This window comes from Limnohabitans sp. (assembly GCF_040401495.1).
Classification (GTDB): Bacteria; Pseudomonadota; Gammaproteobacteria; order Burkholderiales; family Burkholderiaceae_C; genus Limnohabitans.
In genome coordinates this window covers 1-1729 of record NZ_JBBAOI010000055.1, presented here as the reverse complement: position 1 = coordinate 1729, position 1729 = coordinate 1, and the positions used below count along the sequence as shown (strand labels likewise).

Genomic DNA, 1729 nt, shown 5'->3' with positions numbered 1-1729 from the left:
ACATTGGCGGCACGATCTGGCACAAATTGAAAAACCAGCGATTTGAAGTTCACCAGCAAAGCATCTGGTGCTGCGTTGTAGGGGCGCAAAGGCTCGCCATCAAAACTTGCGGGGTTGCGTTCAGGCAAATCAAACGCGCTTCTATCGAGCACGATATCGCCTTGAATTTTTTGAATCCCTAAGCCTTGCAAGCGCCGCATCAAAAGCCAAACACGCTCCACCACCAAACGCGGATCGCCACTGCCGCGCACATAAACATTGCCTTGCAATACGCCATCACGCACTGGGCCATCGATGTAAACAGGCGTACGCCACACAAATGTGGGACCTAGTAAGTCCAGAGCCGCGATAGTAGTTGCTAGTTTGCTAAGTGACGCGGGGTTGATAGAAGTTGTTGCTTCATGGCTTGACAGGGCCGGAGTTTTTTGCGAGCCGTTGGCCTCCATGACGACGACATGTAAAGCATCTACAGGCACTTTGGCGCGTTGCAAAGCGGTTATCACAGGAGCAGGCAGTGCCACATTGTGTGCAAACACATTCAGCCAACTACTCAGCAGCCAAACGAAAACAACAGTGATCAAGCGCATACGCATAACCAAATTATCACAGCCGTAATAATCTAGGCTTATGCACACCTACAAATGGCTGGCAATCGAGACCAGCACCGACATGCTCACCCTGGCTATCGCCTCGACCCAAGGCGATACGTCTGAGGTGTGGACGCACACGTCACAGGGTGGTGCGAAGTCGTCACAACTGGTTTTGCCAGAGATCGTGCGATTGATGGAAGAAGCGCAAATACGGTTTTCTGATCTCACCGCGGTGGTGTTTGGTAAAGGCCCTGGCTCATTCACTGGTTTGCGCACGGCGTGTTCAGTGGCGCAAGGTTTGGCATTTGGAGCTGGGATACCCGTTTTGCCTATCGATACCTTGCTCGCTGTGGCGGAGGACGCGGATTATCAAAGCGCGCAACAAACGCAACAACAACTAGAACAACTTCCCGAAGAAGTAAAAAGATTTTTTGTGGCCATGGATGCACGTATGGATCAGGTTTACACCGCAGCCTACGAGTGGCGATCCGAGTGGCAATGCGTACAAGCGCCTTCGGTGCAATCGCCCGAAGACATCTGCGTACCAACCGAATGGAAAGATCTCGACTTCTCAACGGTTGGAAATGCATGGGACGCATTCGCAACACGTTGGCCAAACGCACTCTCAGGTAAGCATATGTACGCAATGCCAACAGCACAAGCCTTGCTCCGTTTAGCCCCAATTGCATTCGAACAAGGCCTAGTTGTGCTGCCAGAACAAGCATTGCCCATCTACATTCGTGACAAAGTAGCGCAAACTACCCTAGAGCGCGAGCAACTCAAACTAGCCACGACAATTTCTACATGAGCGCCGTTCTCAAACCAGAGGTCCGACTAGAGTCGCTTGATCTTGCGCGGCTTGATGATGTAGTACACATCGAACAGCGGGCCTACAGCCATCCTTGGACGCGCGGTAATTTTTTAGATTCGCATAAGGCGGGCTACCAAGTCATCACCCTTCTGGGCGAAGACAGTTTGTTGGGCTACTTTGTGGCCATGCCTGGCGTACAAGAAGTGCATTTGCTCAACATCACCGTCGACCCCATCTATCAGCGACAAGGCTGGGGCGTGATGATGTTGGATGCCCTCTGTATTTGGTCGCGCGGGCAAGACGCCAAATGGTTGTGGTTAGAAGTGCG

Annotated in this window: 3 protein-coding genes; 2 read left to right on the top strand and 1 reads right to left on the bottom strand. The window is 52.1% G+C overall.

Annotated elements, in window-relative coordinates; genetic code table 11:
* Positions 1–587, bottom strand: a 587-nt coding sequence (locus AC9UEO_RS13570) for a D-alanyl-D-alanine carboxypeptidase (RefSeq protein WP_509534587.1), incomplete at its 3' end; no start/stop codon positions are given.
* 40 nt (positions 588–627) lie between these two features.
* Here AC9UEO_RS13570 and tsaB point away from each other — a divergent pair.
* Both tsaB and AC9UEO_RS13560 read left to right on the top strand, forming a co-directional pair.
* Complete coding sequence (gene tsaB, locus AC9UEO_RS13565) at positions 628–1398, top strand: tRNA (adenosine(37)-N6)-threonylcarbamoyltransferase complex dimerization subunit type 1 TsaB (RefSeq protein ID WP_509534584.1); 771 nt, start codon at positions 628–630, stop codon at positions 1396–1398.
* Positions 1395–1729 (top strand): GNAT family N-acetyltransferase (locus tag AC9UEO_RS13560; RefSeq protein ID WP_509534581.1); only part of this gene is annotated, 335 nt, incomplete at its 3' end. The genes tsaB and AC9UEO_RS13560, both read left to right, overlap by 4 nt.